This is a genomic window from Bacillus cereus group sp. BfR-BA-01441 (assembly GCF_022663075.1).
Lineage (GTDB): Bacteria > Bacillota > Bacilli > Bacillales > Bacillaceae_G > Bacillus_A > Bacillus_A cereus.
The window spans coordinates 20,522-35,484 of the sequence record NZ_JAKUEU010000007.1 but is presented as its reverse complement, the minus strand read 5'-3'; the positions used below and the strand labels follow the sequence as shown (position 1 = coordinate 35,484).

Genomic DNA, 14,963 nt, shown 5'->3' with positions numbered 1-14,963 from the left:
CGCTTTAATGGACTGTATGAAAGAATTAATGAAATATAGTTATATGCTAATATACAAGGTTGGAGAGTATGCTGGAAAGGTCAGAGACGAAGAATTAAAAAATCTATTACAGCACCATTTACCATATATGTTACAAGCATATAATGAACAAGTAAATTTTCAAGAAGGAGAGAATGTGCAGCATATAACCTGTGAAACAACGGAGTTTGATTTGCATGAAATGGAAAAGGAAACAGTTAGTAAATATACAGGGGATATTCATATTGCGACCAGTTATATTGCGCATTTGAAACGATTAGCTTTAAAGTTTGCTCAAGTTGCAGTGGAAGTTGCTAACCCAGAGTTTCGCTCATTTTTGGAAAATTGTTTCCTGAAAATGAACCGTTACGCTTATAGTGTGTGGCAATATGTTATGAAGAAGGAATATAAGATTACACATCTATATGAAAATGAAAAGTTTGCATGAGAAACTAAGGCGAAATGGTATGCGCCTTAGTTTTTTTACGTCCATTGAGAGAAAAAAACTAATTTTATTGTGTATCGATTGGAAATGAAATATATAAATTAAAATTAGGTTTTGTTATCGGAAAATTTACAAAAATTTACCGTATATTTACTGTTTTTCAATCTCTCCTTTAAAAATAGAGAGTAATATGAGGTTGTACATATTCTATCACAAGGAGGAAACGCAAATGAACAAATGGGTTAAATCATTAACTGCTATGGCACTTGCAAGTTCTTTATTAATGGTAGGTTGTAGTAAAGGTGAGGACAAGAAGAAAGAAGACGACACAACAACACAACAAGAGGACAAAAAGGATAAAGAAACAAGCGGAACCGAGAAGTCTACTGATTCTAAAGAAAAGAAATAAAGTAATAATAAAGCTTCCTCTTATATATGAGGAAGCTTTTTTGTTGTAAATTGACTGAGATTATTGAAAAATAGAAAGAGAATGAAAGAGGGGGAAAACAAATGAAAGTATGTATATTGGGAGCAACAGGACGAGTAGGTTCAAACATAATTAATTTAGCATTAAAGGATTCAGCTGAAGTGACTGCATTAGCGCGTGATTTAAATAGAATAGAAATACAACATGAAAGGTTAAGAGTGATAGAAGGGAATGTATTGAACGAAAATGATATAAAGAAAGCGATAGAAGGAAGCGATATAGTAATTAGTGCACTTGGAACGGATCAAAATGGAACATTAGCGAAGAGTATGCCACAAATTATAAAGAAAATGGAAGAAGAAGGGATTCGTAGAATCATAACAATAGGAACAGCTGGTATTTTACAAGCAAGAACAGATCTAAATTTATATCGTTTTCAATCACCGGAATCAAAAAGGAAAACGACAACGGCAGCGGAAGATCATTTGGCTGCATATAAGGTACTAAGTAATAGTAATAATTTATGTTGGACAGTTGTTTGTCCGACACATTTAATAGATGGTGAGGCGACAGAGGTATATCGAACTGAAAAAGATATATTGCCAGAGGGTGGATCAAAAATTACAGTGGGTGATACAGCACACTTTGCATGGGATCTATGTAAGAAAAATATATATGAAAATAGTCGAGTAGGTATTGCATATTAAAAAACCATCCCGAAGTCGGGATGGTTAAAAGATGATATAACACAAGAAGATGATAATCATAATGATTTGGAGAATTGCTTTCGCTACTGTACTGCTTAAAAAACCAACTACAGTAGCGACTCCAACTAGAAAAGCATCTTTTGGCGATTTTTTATGTACTAGTTCTGTTATAAATACTGATAAGAACGGTATGATAATAAGTCCGAATGGTGGGAAGAAGAACGAGCCGACAATGATAGAAATCATTCCGACACGTTCGCCCCATTTAGAACTACCGTATTTTTTTAAGAAATATCCATTTGCAATAAAATCAGCAACGAAAATGAAAAGAGTGAAAATGACTTGAATAATCCAAAAAGAAGTTGTTAATTCGCCTCCATTTATACCGAAATGGTAAATCAAATATCCAGCCCAGACAGCTAGTATGCCAGGGATAATTGGATAAATAAAGGCGAGAAATGAAACAACGAAACAGGCAATGATACAAATTGTTAATAAAACAGTCACTTTATAGCTCCTTTTTAATATCTAGTTTATGTACAGCAACTTTTTTGATTTGATGTCCATCAAGTTCTAATACTTTAAATTGAAAACCAGCATATTCAATGGAATAGCCAGCTTCAATATTTAAGTCAACTGCTTGAGAGAGAAGCCATCCTCCGATTGTATCTAAATCACTATCATCAATATGTAGGCCAAACATATCATTTACTTCAGAAATAAGCACCTTTCCATCTAAAACAGTAAGCTTAGGTGTACGCTTTTCAATCATAGGTGATTCATCAGCATCGAATTCATCTTGAATTTCTCCAATGATTTCTTCAAGAATATCTTCCATCGTTAAAAGTCCGGCAGTACCACCATATTCATCCATAACGATTGCCATCTGAACGCGATTTTTTTGAAGGTGGACTAACGTTTTACGAATTGGAACTGTTTCAAATACAGTTAGAACAGGATGTATATAAGATTCAAGTGGTTTATAAATACCTTTCGTTTGATCATGGAATACTTCTTTCGTATTGATCATTCCAATGATATCATCTTTATCTTTTTCAATGATTGGATAGCGTGTATATTTTTCAGTAGCGACGATATCCATATTTTCTTCTAACGTATTTTCAGTAGACAAGCAAATCATTTCGGTACGAGGAACCATAATTTCTTTCGCAACTCGATCATCAAATTCAAAAATGTTATTTACATATTTATATTCGGTTTGGTTTATTTCACCGCTTTTAAAACTTTCACCTAAAATGAGTCGCAATTCCTCTTCAGAATGAGCAAGTTCACTTTCCTTCGCAGGTTCTAATCCGAGTAGTTTTGTGAAAAATATAGCTGTACTATTGAGTAGCCAAATGAATGGATACATAATTTTATCAAATAAAATAAGCGGTCTTGCAAATTTGAGTGTGATTGCTTCTGCTTTTTGAATTGCGAAAGACTTTGGAACTAATTCACCTAATACAACGTGGAAAAATGTAATAACACTAAAAGCAATAACAAAAGATAAAGTGTTAGCCATTGTTCCAGTAATATTAATTTTTTCAAAGAGCGGTCGTAGTATATGTTCCACAGTCGGTTCACCAAGCCAACCAAGCCCTAAAGAAGTGATTGTAATTCCGAGCTGACAAGCTGATAAATAAACATCTAAATTAGATAGGACGCTTCTTGCAGCTAAAGCTTGTTTATTACCTTCATTTGCAAGTTGGTCAATTCGACTTTTTCGTACTTTTACAACAGCGAATTCTGATGCAACGAAAAAGCCAGAAATAAGAATAAGTACAAAGATGAGAAAAATATTTAATATGTCCAAGCGTGTTCTCCATTCCAAGGTTTGGAATAAAGATGTCACCTCCTGCAATTATGTTATACTTTTATAATAAATCCAAATGAAAAGAATAGTCAAAGGAAAAGGGTAAATATTGGTATGTTTCTGTAATAGTTTTTGAATTTGCTGTTATTTTGTCCGCTATACAAAAGGAATAACCCCCTACTTTTAGATTATAGAGGGTTATTTTAAATTAAGGTTTTGGAACACTTCTCGTTAAAGTGTATGACTGTTGCTTGGAGTAGTTTGTGGTCCATAGTGTTTGAAGGAAAGAAAGTATGCTATATGGGATATAGAGTAGTAATAAGCCGATTGTAACAATTATGGGTGAATTTCCGCCAAATTGAACGATAAATTGTAACAGTCCATTTGCATGAAAAACGCATTCCATAAAAACGAATGAAAGAATAATGGAACCTAAAATTGATTTATGATTCGAAGTAAGCGCCAAAAACAATGTATCCACAAGAAAAGAATCATGTTTTATTTCATATTCATTTGTGTTTTTTAAGAAAGGAATCCATTTTTTTACTGCTTGCATAACGATAATCATGGAAGTACTACATACGATGATAAATGATGAGTAGTAAGGAAGGTTTATAAATTGTGCGATGTATAGAAGTAGTAATAAGACTGAACATTGTAATACTACAGTGCAAAAAGAGTAAGGTATCCATTTCAATACAGTAGTAAACTTTTTAAACGAGTTAGGTACTTTGAAAAATAAATGGCCGATACCCAAACTTATGAAAAATCCGATCGCAAGGGTAAAAGTAAAACGAACAATCGATATAAAATATATTTCCCATATGTAAGGGAATAATGGTGTTGAATGATTAGAAGTATGTATCATTTGGTTTGCTGAGAAAAAGATAGATTCATGCATCCAATCAACCTTTGGAATTGATATAGAAGAAAGCTGTGCGAAGTTTTGAAAAATGCTAATAAATCCATTTTGATAAGAGTAATTGTGTGTAATAAAAAGAGCTGGAATAGGACTTATGGCAAAAATAACAATAACACCAATTATAAATTTACATATATGTGAGCGTAATAAGGACATATAACCACCTACTCTTAGAATATTCAGAAAATTATTATTCTTATTTTAGCTTTTTTTGAAAGAAGTTACAATATATTTTTCATTTAGTAATTCAGAGAGAAGATTTGATAGCAAAAATATACAAGTGAAGGATTCATGAATAAATTATGACAAGAAAATGAATAATTTTCAGAAAAATAAAATAAATCGTTTATTTTTTTCTGAAAATATAATATAGTTATGGCACAGAAAGTATTTTAACATAAGGAGGCTTTTTATGAGGATTAAAGGGAATTACGTGCCGAAAAGGGAAGTTTTACTGTGCTCAAGTTCGATTACGATTGGGGAAGCGTTAGAGCATTTAAATAAAACGGGGTATCGTTGTGTACCAGTTTTAGATGAAAAAAAAGAGAAATTTTTAGGGAATATATATAAAGTAGATATTTTAGAATATAAAGGATCACTTGATGAGAGTGTAATACAATTATTAAACGATAAAGAAGGATTTGTGAGAGAAGATTCATCTTTCTTTAAAGTATTTTTTACAATAAAAAAATTGCCTTATTTATCAGTAGTTGATGAAAAAGGGGTTTTCCTTGGAATTTTAACGCATAAAAAAGTTTTTGAGTTATTAGAGGATGCATGGGGCGTTCACTCTAGTAAATACTCTGTCATGATTGGAACGCAAGACTATAATGGAGCAATCCAAAAATTATCGACAGTTTTAAAGAAATACACTGGTATTCAAAGTTTGATGACTTTTGATAATGATGCCTTATTAGTTCGTAGAATTATGTTTACATTAGGAGAAGAGTTTAACGACGGTGAATTAGAGACATTATTGAAAGATTTAGAAGATCACGGATTTAGAGTTGTGTATGTGGAAGAGATGAAAAATCCACGTGAAGTTGAAACGATAGAGTAACATAACAAAAGCCATCTAATTATATATTAGATGGCTTTTGTATGTTACGTGTATAAAGTTATTTGAAAATAACAATTGAATAATAGGTGAGATTGTAACAATATTTGTGTAAGAGAATAAAAAATGTAGATAATTTCGATTTTCAAAAAAATCAATTTGAAAATATGTTTTTATTTTGTAACTAAATATGTTACTATATGTGTGATAAAAACAAAGAGGTCTGACATCTACACTCCACGTAATAACACTCTAATGATTTAAAAATTCGAAAAAATCAAAATTCAAAATAATAATTGTATTAATGATTAGAGTAAAAATAAGGGGAATGGAGAAATTATGGAGAAAGACACTGCTTTGTAAGGGGCATATTTTATCATCTTGAGCAGAGAGGAGGATGCATAGCATATTGTAAAATATAGAGATAAACAATGAAAAAGTGCTATGCAAATGAAGAGCATGAAGGGACGTTTAAGGCCAGGTGATACGGTAGCAATTGGTTTAATGCTATTTGCATTATTTTTAGGAGCAGGAAATTTAATTTTTCCGCCAGTTTTAGGTCAACAAGCAGGAGAGAATGTTTGGATTGCTACAATAGGATTCCTTGTAACGGGAGTCGGATTACCCCTACTAGCTGTAACAGCTGTCGCGTTTGTAGAGGGGGACTTGAAAGCGCTGTCTTCTAGAGTCCACCCTATATTTGCGTTTATTTTCCCATTGATTAGTTATTTAGCAATTGGACCATTTTTCGCGATTCCTCGTACTGGAGCTGTTTCGTTTGAAATGGGTATGAAGCCGTTTTTATCAGAGGCAATGGTTTCAGAGTGGTACATGCTATTTCTTTTCACGATAGTTTTCTTCGGAATAACGTGGTATTTATCATTAAATCCATCTAAATTAGTGGATTGGTTCGGAAAGTTTCTTACACCATTATTAGTATTAATTGTCGCTGTTATTGTCGGAAAGGCAATTATTGATCCAATTGGAGAGCCAGCTGCGCCGTTAGCTGCTTACAAAGAAAATGCTTTCTTTGGTGGATTTATTCAAGGATATTTAACGATGGATGCAATTAGCGCGCTTGTATTCGGAATTGTCGTTGTACAAGTTATCCGCTCTAAAGGGATAAAAGAGAGTAGTCAAATTGCAAAAATAACAGTAGTATCAGGTATTATTGCTGTACTTGGTTTAACGTTAATTTATTTATCACTTGCTTATCTTGGTTCAACAAGTACATCACTTGGTATCTCAGAAAACGGTGGCCTTATTTTAACGAATGTTGTAAATGAGCTATATGGGACGAGTGGTAAAATTTTATTAGGGCTTGTTATTATACTCGCTTGTTTAACAACTTCTGTTGGGTTAACATCTGCGTGTGCAGGTTTCTTTACAAACTTATTCCCAAAACTTTCGCATAAAACGATTGTAACAATGGTATGTGTATTTAGTTTAATTGTATCTAACCTAGGTTTAACACAATTAATCGCAGTAACATTACCTGTGTTAATGATCATTTATCCAGTTGCAATTGTATTAATCGTACTTTCGTATTTCCATAAGTGGATTGGGAAGCGTAATACAATTTATATTGGAGCTATTTTAGGTGCATTGTTAATTAGTTTCTTTAACGGTTTAGAAAGTGCGAAAATTAAAATTGACGCGATTTCTAATGTACTACAAATGTTACCGTTATATAACGAAGGAATCGGATGGTTAATTCCATCATGTATTGGCGGGATTCTCGGTTTCTTCTTCTATAAATCAAATGAATCAAGTGAATTACAAAAGAAAGGTGCTTAGGCACCTTTCTTTTTTTGAAGGGGATTTTTGTATTTTGTCTAAGTAATAATTGGGGGGAATGATAAATGGCTAATTTTGAAGATTTTTTAAATTTGGATTTGAGAATTGGAACTGTAATACATGCAGAGGAATTTAAAGAAGCGAGAGTACCAGCGATTAAACTAGCAATAGATTTTGGAGAAATCGGGATAAAGCAGTCAAGTGCTCAAATTACGAAAAGGTATATTCCAGAAGATTTAATCGGTCAACAAATCGTTGCTGTTGTAAACTTTCCACCAAAGCGTGTAGCTGGATTCAAATCAGAAGTGCTTGTGCTTGGTGGTGTTCCTGAAGCTGATGATGTTGTGTTACTTCAGCCTAATATGGAATTGCCAAATGGAACAAAAATTAGCTAGGGTGAAGGTAGGGGCTAATATGGATATCGGACGAGAATATTTGCAATGTGCGATTTCGAACTTTAAAGCAACAAAGAAACAAGGGGAACGGGCACTTTCTCAATTATCATATGAACAAATACAATGGTCTTCTCATGAAGAAACAAATAGTATAGCGATTATTATTAAGCATCTGCACGGTAATATGCGTTCTAGATGGACGGATTTTTTAACGTCTGATGGTGAAAAAACAGATCGTAATCGAGATGGTGAATTTGAAGGATGCTATCATTCAAAAGAAGAAACCCTTATAGCTTGGCAAGAAGGATGGAAATATGTTTTTAATACGATGAATACTTTAACGCCGGAACACTTATTGAAGACGGTATACATTCGCGGTGAAGCACATACTGTCATGCAAGCAATTGAAAGGCAAATTTCTCATTATGCATTGCATATTGGTCAGATTATTTACATTGGGAAGATGTTAAAAGAAAATGAGTGGGAATGTTTAAGTATTCCGAGAGGTCAGTCTGCGCGTTATGTAGAGAAAAAACGTTCAACATAATAATAAGAAAGAAACCGATAAAAAATAGGAAAAAAGAAAGTCAGCCAAATAATAGATGGTTCTGTAATCATAAGAATACTGCCAAAAATAAGTCCATATATAATAAGAAAGAAATTGAAAAGTGTATTCACAGGGAGAAATCGTGAGATAAACACTTGCTGTCGTTTAAAACAATCACTGTGAAATAAATAAAAGCGGAAGTACCATGTGGCTGTAATAAGGTCTTTCTTTCTCACAATTCTTTTTTTGCATGTATGACAGATAAATGGTGGTTGCATTTCATTACGCTCCATTTTTTATTTTCATAATAATGTGAGACAAAAGTAGGTACAAAGTGTATGTTCCTATATACGCTCCTGCAATAAGGAAAAATGGATTCAGTAAAATTCCATGAATGCTCGTCATGAAAACTAAATCTTGTATTAAAACATCGTATATATTAATGGAAATAATTGTACCAAGTACATATAGTGCCAAGTACGCAGAAATATGTAGCACAATAGAGATTTTTGGTTGCTTAGCGGACAAATAAAAAATGAATGATAGAGCGATTGGTAATATTCCTATTAATAGCTTCAATTCATTTCACCTCATTAACAATATAGCCGAAATTTTAACGGTCTATTCTCTAGGGCTTGTACATAACTTGAAATAGAGAGGTGATAGTATGAATCGGGGCTTTTTTTTTATGAAGTTTACAAATATGCGTAAGTTAGTTTTATTTGTTATTACTACAGTGCTAGCGACTTTTTTTCTTATTAGTCTGATGGTAACCTCTATGAAAGAGACAAAGTCAACGTATTTATATAATTGGTTAAATGAGTTATCGATGAATGGTTACATGTATGTACTTGGAAAAGAGAATCATTATTTTACACAGGAGTATCGAAATTTGAATCAAGATTTTTCAATTTCTTCTTTTCTCTTTTCTATGGCTACAAATATTCGCTTTAATGATGTACGCAGTTTTGTCGGGAAAGAGCTCCCGGGATTTGGTAAGTACGATACAGAAATTGTTATTGCGGGTGAGGGTACAAATTATTCTAACTTACCGATAGAGTCGAGTGTTCCTCTTGAAGAAGTAGTGAAGGAACGGACTAGTGGAACTGGACAAGCACCTAAACAAGATACGAATAAAGAGAAAAAACAGCCGTCCCAAACGACTGGGAAGAGACAAGTTGCGTTTATTTATCATACACATAGCTGGGAATCTTATTTACCTTTACTTAACTTAACGAATGACCCGAATCCGAATAAAGCAACGAGTTCTGTGTCGAATATTTCTATATTAGGAGATCGTTTCCGTGAACAACTAGAAGGTGAAGGGATTGGGGCTACTAACGATAAGAGTGATGTTGGTCAAAAGTTAATAAGTAAAGGTTTAAACAGTAATAGTTCGTATAAAATGTCACGAGAAATTGTGCAGCAAGCTATGGCTGGAAATAAAGATCTTCAATACTTTTTTGATTTGCATCGTGATAGTGCCCGAAAGAATGTAACGACAAAAACAATTGGAGATAAATCATATGCAAAGCTTGCATTTGTAGTAGGGAAAGGAAATAAAAACTATGAAAAAAACTTACAATTAGCGACAGCTTTACATGAGGCGATTAATAAGAAATATCCAGGAGTGAGCCGTGGGGTCATTCAAAAAGGGTTTCAGACAGGAAATGGAATCTATAATCAAGACCTATCAGGACAAGCGATATTAATAGAAGTTGGCGGTGTAGATAATACAGAGGAAGAATTGAATCGATCAATTGATGCACTTGCTAAAGCATTTGGTGAATATTTTTGGCAGGCAGAAAAAGTGAATGGATAAAGTGAAATTTAAATTGGTGAGAGACCTCACATGATGAGGAGGAATTCACAGTATTTTTGAAAAAACGTAAGTGTAATGCTTGCGTTTTTTCTTTGTAATGATGAGACGTCACAGAATAGACATAATTTGTCGTTGTTATAGTAATATCGAAATTTGTCAATTTATAGCAGGAGATTTACAAAGGGATTTTCAGGAAAGTAGAGAAAATCTTTTTATAAGGAAAACTTTTTATTATGAAACTGGTAGGGTGATTGAAGTGATTAGGGAGATCGAAATAGAAGATGCATCATCATTTTTGCAATTAAGTAAGCAATTAGATGAAGAAACGAAGTTTATGTTATATGAACCAGGAGAAAGAAAAACTACAGCTGAGCAACAAGAAAAAATGATCCATCGCTTTATAGAAAATGAATATGCAACAATATTTGTAGCAGTTGAAGATGAGAGGATAGTAGGTTTTATATTAGTGAATGGAAATAACATTCAAAGAAAGAGGCATGTGGCAACCATTGTAATTGGTATTTTGCAAGAGTATAACGGGCGAGGTATTGGGACGAGATTGTTTAAAGAGGTTGAGAAGTGGGCAAAATTACATGATGTATGGCGTTTAGAATTAACAGTAATGGCCCACAATACAAGAGCTCAGGCACTATATAAAAAAGCTGGATTTGAGAAAGAAGGTGTCAAAAAAGCTGCTCTTATTATCGATGGAAAGGGCATCGATGAGTATGAAATGGCCAAATTATTAAAATAAGAGGTCGTTATATGAAAAAAAGATGGGCACTACTTGGTATTGTAGCTGCAATAATTATTATTGGAGTAGCAGGAATCAATTATAAAATGTATAAGGATAAGCAGGCGCGGGAAGTAAGTGTAAATAGCATATTTCCGAAAGCGAAAGAAACGATTGCTAATATGGATGGGGATATTGCGGTAATTAATAATCCGAATTCAATGCTTGTACTTGTAAATAAAAGTAGGCGTTTACCAGATGGGTATAGACCGCCAGATTTAGTTATTCCGAAAGTGCGCTACTCTAGTGAAGGTGATCAAGAAAAGAAAAAGATGAGAAAAGAGGCAGCGAGGGCGCTTGAGGATATGTTTCAGCAGGCTGACAACGAGCGTATTTTTCTTTTTGCAGTTTCTGGATTTAGATCTTTTGATCGACAAAAAGCATTAAATACGATGTATAAAAAACAAGACGGGGAAGCAAAAACAGCAATGTCTAGCGCGGTTCCTGGCACAAGTGAGCATCAAACTGGACTAGCTATGGATATTACGTCTCAATCTGCTAAATTTCAGTTAGAGACAGTTTTTGGGGAAACGAAAGAAGGTCAGTGGCTTTCTGAAAATGCCCATAAATTTGGTTTTGTGGTTCGATACACAAAAGCGAAAGAAACGATTACGGGCTATCGGTATGAACCATGGCACGTAAGGTATGTGGGAAATCCACAAGCTACATATTTGTATGATAATCAACTGACGCTTGAAGAAGTAACAGAGTGAACAATTGAGGGGAGAGATGTACAATGACGATGTTATATAAGAAAAAAGTACATGCATATATTACAAGAGAACAAGAGGGGGTTATGCAATTACTTGTTTTTAAACATCGTGATATACATGAAGCTGGTATTCAAGTGCCAGGGGGAACGGTTGATGAAGGTGAAACGTTAGAAGCTGCTATATTGCGTGAAGTACAGGAAGAATCCGGATTGCGTCATTTATGCATAGAGCGGTTTTTAGCAGATTACATTATACATATGAAAGAAAAACAGGAGTATGAAAAACGCCACTTTTTCCATGTAACTTTACTAACAGATGTAAAGGATACTTGGGAACATATTGTAAGTGCTGGTGAGGAAGATAAAGGATTAGTATTTTGCTATGAATGGGTTGATATTGCAAAATGCCCTGAATTAGCTGGGAAACAAGGTGAGTTTTTACATTTATTAGATGAAGTATACGCACAGTAATGTAAGAGTCTGAAGCGAAGGTTAATCCGTTTCAGACTTTTTTTATTTTTCGGGAAATTAAAGGTGTTTAAATAAGAGTATTGAATTTCTTTAAAGGGATATTAATTTAGGATGTGTTGAGATGAAAAATTGAAAAAGTAAGGGGTATATGTTAAAAAAGTTCATATAAGGGAGAATATAAATGGAAATTCAGTTTAATTCAATCTTAAAAAAGGAATTAACAATTCAAGATATTCAAAATGAAATGGAATCTGGAAAGCTAACTTCAAAAGAGCTAGTGATGTATTATCTCTATAGAATCGCAAAGTATGATCAAGACGGGCCGAAAATTAATTCAATTTTAGAAATCAATCCAGATGCTATTTTTATTGCAGAAGCGTTAGATTATGAAAGAAAGACAAACGGCGTAAGGGGACCATTGCATGGAATACCTGTTTTGCTTAAGGATAATATTGAAACGAATGACTTCATGCATACAAGTGCAGGTACAATAGCTCTAGAACAAAATATAAGCAGTGAAGATGCATTTCTCGTTACTAAACTGCGAGAAGCAGGGGCAGTGATAATAGGAAAAACGAATATGACAGAATTAGCAAATGCAATGTCTTTTGAAATGTGGGCTGGATATAGTGCAAGAGGTGGTCAAACAATCAATCCATATGGAACGGGCAAGGATCATATGTTTGTTGGCGGATCTAGTACAGGATCTGCAATAGCAGTTGCTGCTAACTTTACAGTAGTATCTGTTGGGACAGAAACCGATGCTTCTATTTTGAGCCCCGCTGTTCAAAATTCTGTAGTAGGTATTAAACCGACTGTCGGTTTAATTAGTCGTAGAGGAATTATTCCATTTACTTATTCGCAAGATACAGCTGGACCATTTGCTAGAACGGTAACCGATGCTACTATTTTGCTAGGGAGTTTAACTGGAGTGGATGAGAAAGATGTAGTTACTCACAAAAGTGACGGTAGGGCATATCGGGATTATACATCTTACCTTGATGCAAATGGTTTAAATGGAGCGAAGATTGGTGTGTTTAACGATGCACCAAAAGATTATTACGAAAATGGTGAGTATGATGAAATCTTGTTTAAGGAAACGATACAAGTATTACGTAATGAAGGAGCGACAGTAGTAGAAAATATTGATATTCCTTCTTTTCATAGAGAATGGAGCTGGGGAGTTCCGCTTTATGAGCTGAAGCATAGTTTAGATAACTATCTTTCTAAATTACCTTCTACTATCCCGGTACATTCTATTTCGGAGTTAATGGAGTTTAATAAAAACATAGCAGAAAGAGCTTTAAAATATGGACAAACTAAGTTAGAGGGAAGAAAAGATTTTCCTAATACGTTACGAAATCCAGAATATTTAAATGCGAGATTAGAAGATATATATTTTTCTCAAGAACAAGGCATTGATTTTGCATTGGAAAAATATAATCTTGATGCGATACTGTTTCCTTCCTATATAGGTTCTACTATATGTGCGAAAGCGGGTTATCCGTCTATAGCAATACCGGCAGGGTATATGGAAAGCGGGAGGCCTTTTGGAATTACCATTGCAAGCACTGCATTTAGTGAAGGGATATTAATTAAATTAGCTTATGCTTTTGAACAAGCGACAAAGCATAGAAAAATCCCCAACTTATCATGAATAGAATAAACAAAGAGGACAGGAATCCCTGTCCTCTTTGTTTTAGTGATTAAAGTGAAATATCGTTCTGCTCTGTCTTATGATATTTTAATAAACTAAAAGATAAACAAGCGGAACATAAAATAAGAATAGAAGCGATGATATAAATTGTACGAACACCGAACATATCAGTAATAATGCCAATGCTAAGCATAGATAGTCCAGAGGCTGTTGAAAGAAGTGCGCCATGTGCTGTATACATTTTGGATAATAAAGAAGGGGCGACACTTGATTGTAAAACAGTCGTTTGAGAAATATCTCTAATTTGATAACATGGTCCCATTAGAACACATAGAAAAAGCGCAATAAATCCACTGCTCGTCGTACCATATAAAAATGTAAGAATGCTAAATATAAGAGAGCTAATCGACATAGATCGTATTAAATTGTTTTGAATATAGGAACTCATTTTCCATGCTAATAGACCACCGATTAACGTGCCAACATAATAACTTGTATTAATATATCCCCACCATTCTTCGCCCTTATGAAGGATAGTCGTAACGTATGCCATCGTAATAGCACCAATCCATATTGTTCCTGCGAAAGTTTCGATTAAGTCCATATATGTAACGGTACGGAGAGATGGATTTTGAAATAGGAGTTTCCAACCTTCCAATAAAACAGTACTTTTGGAAGAGGGAGAATCTGCTATTCTTTCAGTATGTATGGAACGTAATGAAAAATGTAATGCAATGCATCCGAAAATCATTAAAATGTTATTAATCATGAGTGTAGAAGTAGCGCCAATGAGAAGAACGACAATACTCGTAAATGAATAAGCAACGGCTTGCACAATTTGTGTTGAAAAGGAAAAGATACTATTTACTTTTACTAATTTTTCTTTCGGTGTAAGGCGCGGAAGAATACCGTATAATAATGGAGCACTCCACCCGCTACATAATGAAATGACAAAAATAAAAGTTAATAGAGCTATAATGTTTGTGGATAAGACCGGGAACAAAATCATTAATAATAGTAAAAAGACTGTTTTCAACCATTGGAGCGTATATAACAGCGTATAAGATGGAAAACGATTTATCATAAGTGGTGCAGAGATGTTAGCAATTAGATTTGTGATAACTTGTAATAATGGAAAAAGAGCAGTAATAGTAGCTGATTTAGTTGCTATATAAATATGAGTTGTAATAATCATTACATATACGATGTCAGCGAGAGTAATGCATATTTTGGAACCTAAATAGTAGATTAGTGACAGGTTTCTCAATAAGAATATCACCTCTATAAAAAAAAGTATTTAGTAATTGTAATAATTGTAATTTAAAAATTAAAATTTTTAAAGAATTTAATTTTTTGTCACTTTTTGAAAGGGATTTT

General features: G+C 33.8%; 18 protein-coding genes. 12 read left to right on the top strand and 6 right to left on the bottom strand.

Annotated elements, in window-relative coordinates:
* Nucleotides 1-7: 7 nt before the first annotated feature.
* The 3 genes from MR107_RS05135 (at nt 8) to MR107_RS05125 (ending at nt 1,597) form a co-directional block, all read left to right on the top strand.
* Complete coding sequence (locus MR107_RS05135) at nt 8-466, top strand: spore coat protein (RefSeq protein WP_000340528.1); 459 nt, start codon at nt 8-10, stop codon at nt 464-466.
* A 226-nt stretch (nt 467-692) separates the two neighbouring features.
* On the top strand, nt 693-872 hold the full coding sequence (locus MR107_RS05130) for a hypothetical protein (RefSeq protein WP_001045960.1): 180 nt from the start codon (nt 693-695) through the stop codon (nt 870-872).
* A 101-nt stretch (nt 873-973) separates the two neighbouring features.
* Nucleotides 974-1,597, top strand: a complete 624-nt coding sequence (locus MR107_RS05125; RefSeq protein ID WP_000861647.1) for an NAD(P)-dependent oxidoreductase — start codon at nt 974-976, stop codon at nt 1,595-1,597.
* A 24-nt stretch (nt 1,598-1,621) separates the two neighbouring features.
* On the opposite strand, the gene MR107_RS05120 is transcribed toward MR107_RS05125, so the two are convergent.
* From MR107_RS05120 to MR107_RS05110, 3 genes are all read right to left on the bottom strand, one after another.
* Nucleotides 1,622-2,104 (bottom strand): DUF456 domain-containing protein, encoded by a 483-nt coding sequence (locus MR107_RS05120; RefSeq protein ID WP_000217339.1) that lies wholly within the window; start codon nt 2,102-2,104, stop codon nt 1,622-1,624.
* A 1-nt stretch (nt 2,105) separates the two neighbouring features.
* On the bottom strand, nt 2,106-3,413 hold the full coding sequence (locus MR107_RS05115) for a hemolysin family protein (protein ID WP_242292109.1): 1,308 nt from the start codon (nt 3,411-3,413) through the stop codon (nt 2,106-2,108).
* Nucleotides 3,414-3,621: 208 nt separating this feature from the next.
* Nucleotides 3,622-4,491: a hypothetical protein gene (locus MR107_RS05110; RefSeq protein ID WP_000055268.1), complete on the bottom strand. Its 870-nt coding sequence runs from the start codon at nt 4,489-4,491 to the stop codon at nt 3,622-3,624.
* Nucleotides 4,492-4,747: 256 nt separating this feature from the next.
* Between MR107_RS05110 and cbpA the strand changes: the two genes are divergently transcribed.
* The 4 genes from cbpA (at nt 4,748) to MR107_RS05090 (ending at nt 8,131) form a co-directional block, all read left to right on the top strand.
* A complete protein-coding gene (cbpA, locus tag MR107_RS05105; protein ID WP_001220526.1) occupies nt 4,748-5,395 on the top strand; it encodes a cyclic di-AMP binding protein CbpA in 648 nt (215 codons plus the stop codon).
* 456 nt (nt 5,396-5,851) lie between these two features.
* Nucleotides 5,852-7,189 (top strand): branched-chain amino acid transport system II carrier protein BrnQ4, encoded by a 1,338-nt coding sequence (gene brnQ4 / locus MR107_RS05100; protein WP_011110049.1) that lies wholly within the window; start codon nt 5,852-5,854, stop codon nt 7,187-7,189.
* A gap of 65 nt (nt 7,190-7,254) precedes the next feature.
* Nucleotides 7,255-7,584, top strand: coding sequence for a chaperone CsaA (csaA, locus tag MR107_RS05095; protein WP_001263013.1), 330 nt, complete (start codon nt 7,255-7,257; stop codon nt 7,582-7,584).
* Nucleotides 7,565-8,131, top strand: coding sequence for a DUF1572 domain-containing protein (locus MR107_RS05090; protein ID WP_000435830.1), 567 nt, complete (start codon nt 7,565-7,567; stop codon nt 8,129-8,131). Before csaA ends, MR107_RS05090 begins: the two co-directional genes overlap by 20 nt.
* Here the strand turns inward: MR107_RS05090 and MR107_RS05085 are convergent.
* Complete coding sequence (locus MR107_RS05085) at nt 8,104-8,409, bottom strand: hypothetical protein (protein ID WP_002164560.1); 306 nt, start codon at nt 8,407-8,409, stop codon at nt 8,104-8,106. The genes MR107_RS05090 and MR107_RS05085 overlap by 28 nt on opposite strands.
* Nucleotides 8,410-8,413: 4 nt before the next feature.
* Nucleotides 8,414-8,710, bottom strand: a complete 297-nt coding sequence (locus tag MR107_RS05080; protein WP_000770738.1) for a hypothetical protein — start codon at nt 8,708-8,710, stop codon at nt 8,414-8,416.
* Between the two features lie 88 nt (nt 8,711-8,798).
* Between MR107_RS05080 and spoIIP the strand changes: the two genes are divergently transcribed.
* The 5 genes from spoIIP to MR107_RS05055 all read left to right on the top strand — a co-directional run bounded on the left by spoIIP (nt 8,799) and on the right by MR107_RS05055 (nt 13,586).
* Entirely contained in the window at nt 8,799-9,953 is a 1,155-nt protein-coding gene (spoIIP, locus tag MR107_RS05075; protein ID WP_001079278.1) for a stage II sporulation protein P, read from the top strand.
* A 256-nt stretch (nt 9,954-10,209) separates the two neighbouring features.
* Nucleotides 10,210-10,707 carry a GNAT family N-acetyltransferase gene (locus MR107_RS05070; protein ID WP_000617576.1) on the top strand — a complete coding sequence of 166 codons (498 nt, stop codon included), beginning with the start codon at nt 10,210-10,212 and terminating at the stop codon, nt 10,705-10,707.
* A gap of 11 nt (nt 10,708-10,718) precedes the next feature.
* Nucleotides 10,719-11,459 carry a M15 family metallopeptidase gene (locus MR107_RS05065; RefSeq protein WP_000747647.1) on the top strand — a complete coding sequence of 247 codons (741 nt, stop codon included), beginning with the start codon at nt 10,719-10,721 and terminating at the stop codon, nt 11,457-11,459.
* A 23-nt stretch (nt 11,460-11,482) separates the two neighbouring features.
* Nucleotides 11,483-11,929 (top strand): NUDIX hydrolase, encoded by a 447-nt coding sequence (locus MR107_RS05060; protein WP_000178293.1) that lies wholly within the window; start codon nt 11,483-11,485, stop codon nt 11,927-11,929.
* A 181-nt stretch (nt 11,930-12,110) separates the two neighbouring features.
* Entirely contained in the window at nt 12,111-13,586 is a 1,476-nt protein-coding gene (locus MR107_RS05055; protein ID WP_000405417.1) for an amidase family protein, read from the top strand.
* A gap of 49 nt (nt 13,587-13,635) precedes the next feature.
* Here the strand turns inward: MR107_RS05055 and MR107_RS05050 are convergent, their stop codons facing one another.
* Nucleotides 13,636-14,853: an MFS transporter gene (locus tag MR107_RS05050; protein WP_242292108.1), complete on the bottom strand. Its 1,218-nt coding sequence runs from the start codon at nt 14,851-14,853 to the stop codon at nt 13,636-13,638.
* Between the last annotated feature and the right edge of the window lie 110 nt (nt 14,854-14,963).

Excerpts from the sequence above, each read along its gene's own strand:
- MR107_RS05135 (WP_000340528.1), top strand. The coding sequence starts at position 8 with ATGGACTGTATGAAAGAATTAATGAAATATAGTTATATGCTAATATAC.
- MR107_RS05130 (WP_001045960.1), top strand. The coding sequence starts at position 693 with ATGAACAAATGGGTTAAATCATTAACTGCTATGGCACTTGCAAGTTCT.
- MR107_RS05125 (WP_000861647.1), top strand. The coding sequence starts at position 974 with ATGAAAGTATGTATATTGGGAGCAACAGGACGAGTAGGTTCAAACATA.
- MR107_RS05110 (WP_000055268.1), bottom strand. The coding sequence starts at position 4,491 with ATGTCCTTATTACGCTCACATATATGTAAATTTATAATTGGTGTTATT.
- cbpA (WP_001220526.1), top strand. The coding sequence starts at position 4,748 with ATGAGGATTAAAGGGAATTACGTGCCGAAAAGGGAAGTTTTACTGTGC.
- brnQ4 (WP_011110049.1), top strand. The coding sequence starts at position 5,852 with ATGAAGGGACGTTTAAGGCCAGGTGATACGGTAGCAATTGGTTTAATG.
- csaA (WP_001263013.1), top strand. The coding sequence starts at position 7,255 with ATGGCTAATTTTGAAGATTTTTTAAATTTGGATTTGAGAATTGGAACT.
- MR107_RS05090 (WP_000435830.1), top strand. The coding sequence starts at position 7,565 with ATGGAACAAAAATTAGCTAGGGTGAAGGTAGGGGCTAATATGGATATC.
- MR107_RS05085 (WP_002164560.1), bottom strand. The coding sequence starts at position 8,409 with ATGCAACCACCATTTATCTGTCATACATGCAAAAAAAGAATTGTGAGA.
- spoIIP (WP_001079278.1), top strand. The coding sequence starts at position 8,799 with ATGAATCGGGGCTTTTTTTTTATGAAGTTTACAAATATGCGTAAGTTA.
- MR107_RS05065 (WP_000747647.1), top strand. The coding sequence starts at position 10,719 with ATGAAAAAAAGATGGGCACTACTTGGTATTGTAGCTGCAATAATTATT.
- MR107_RS05060 (WP_000178293.1), top strand. The coding sequence starts at position 11,483 with ATGACGATGTTATATAAGAAAAAAGTACATGCATATATTACAAGAGAA.
- MR107_RS05055 (WP_000405417.1), top strand. The coding sequence starts at position 12,111 with ATGGAAATTCAGTTTAATTCAATCTTAAAAAAGGAATTAACAATTCAA.